At 73.7% G+C, this 1,690-nt stretch carries 1 protein-coding gene; it reads left to right on the top strand.

All coding sequences use genetic code 11. The features are described 5' to 3' along the window. On the top strand, positions 1 to 1,690 hold a 1,690-nt coding region (locus ACFYOY_RS49135; protein ID WP_388594650.1), incomplete at both ends, for a beta-ketoacyl reductase.

Consider the following 1,690-nt stretch of genomic DNA (forward strand, 5'->3'; position numbering starts at 1 on the left):
TGTCGGTGGATTCGCTGGTGCTGCGGCCGGTGTCGGCCGAGCAGATCGGTGGTGCGCGGGGCGGTCGTCAGGACTCCCTCTTCCGCCTGGAGTGGGTCGGCCTGCCCGCGACCGTGTCCTCGGCTCCCGTGCCGACGGCCCGCTGGGCGGCGCTCGGTTCGGGCGACCTCGGGCTCGGGGCGGTTGGCGCGGAGATCGCGACGTACGCGGATCTGGCTGCGCTGGCCGAGGCGGTCGAGGCGGGTGCCGAAACGCCTGAGCTGGTGTTCGTCTCGCCGTCCGCCGAGGGCGGCGAGGATGTGGCGGGTGCGGCGCACCGGGCCGCCGCCGAGGCGCTGTCGCTGGTCCAGGCGTGGCTGGGCGATGAGCGGTTCGCGGATGCGCGTCTGGTTGTGCTGACCTCGGGTGCCGTGGCCGCCGGCGAGGAGGAGTCGCTGGACGATCCTGCCCAGGCGGCGGTGTGGGGTCTGCTGCGTTCGGCGCAGTCGGAGAACCCGGAACGCCTTGTGCTCGTCGACCTCGACGGCCGGGACGCGTCGTTCCGTACGCTGTCCGCCGCGCTCGCCTCGGGCGAGTCGCAGCTCGCGCTGCGTGCGGGCGAGGTGCGGGCGCCGCGCCTGGCGCGGGCCGCCGCTGCGGGCTCCGGGGACGACGCGCCGGAGTTCGATGCCGAGGGCACGGTGCTGGTGACCGGTGCGAGCGGCACGCTGGGCGCTCTGTTCGCCCGCCACCTGGTGGTGGAGCGTGGGGTCCGGCGTCTGCTGCTGGTGAGTCGCCGTGGTGGCGAGGCTCCGGGCGCGGCCGAACTCGACGCGGCATTGAGCGAGTTGGGTGCCGAGGTGCGGTGGGCGGCCTGTGATGTCGCCGATCGTGACCAGTTGGCCGAGGTGCTCGGGGCGATTCCGGCGGAGCATCCGCTGACGGCCGTGGTGCATACGGCCGGTGTGCTGGATGACGGTGTGGTCGGTTCGTTGACGCCGGAGCGGTTGGCGCGGGTGTTGCGTCCGAAGGTGGATGCGGCGTGGAACCTGCATGAGCTGACCCGCGACCTGGACCTGTCGGCGTTCGTGCTGTTCTCGTCCGCCGCCGGTGTCTTCGGCAACGCGGGCCAGGGCAACTACGCCGCCGCCAACGCCTTCCTGGATGCCCTGGCCCAGCACCGTGCGGGGCGCGGTCTGGCCGGTACCTCGCTGGCCTGGGGTCTGTGGGCGGACTCCAGCGCGATGACCGGTGAGTTGGACGACGCGGATGTGTCCCGGATGAGCCGGGGCGGCGTGGTCGCGCTGTCCGCCACCGAGGGCCTGGAGCTGTTCGACGCCGCGGGCCGTCTCGGTGAGGCGCTGCTGGTGCCGATGGCGCTGGACATGGCCGCGCTCCGGGGGCAGGCGGCCAGCGGCGCGCTGGCGCCGCTGTTCCGTGGGCTGGTGCGGGTTCCGGCGCGGCGTGCGGCGGAGGGCGCGGCGGCGTCGGGTGCGCTGGCGCGGCGACTCGCCGGTCTGGACGCGGCCGAGCAACTCGACGCCCTGCTGGACCTGGTCTGTACGAACGTGGCGACGGTGCTCGGATACGCCGGTCCGGAGACGGTTGACCCCGACCGCTCCTTCCGTGAGCTGGGCTTTGACTCGCTGACGGCGGTGGAGCTGCGGAATGCGCTGGGTGCGGTGAGTGAGCTGCGGCTGCCCGCGACGCT

This window comes from Streptomyces sp. NPDC007875 (assembly GCF_042868035.1).
In the GTDB taxonomy this organism is placed as follows: domain Bacteria; phylum Actinomycetota; class Actinomycetes; order Streptomycetales; family Streptomycetaceae; genus Streptomyces; species Streptomyces antimycoticus.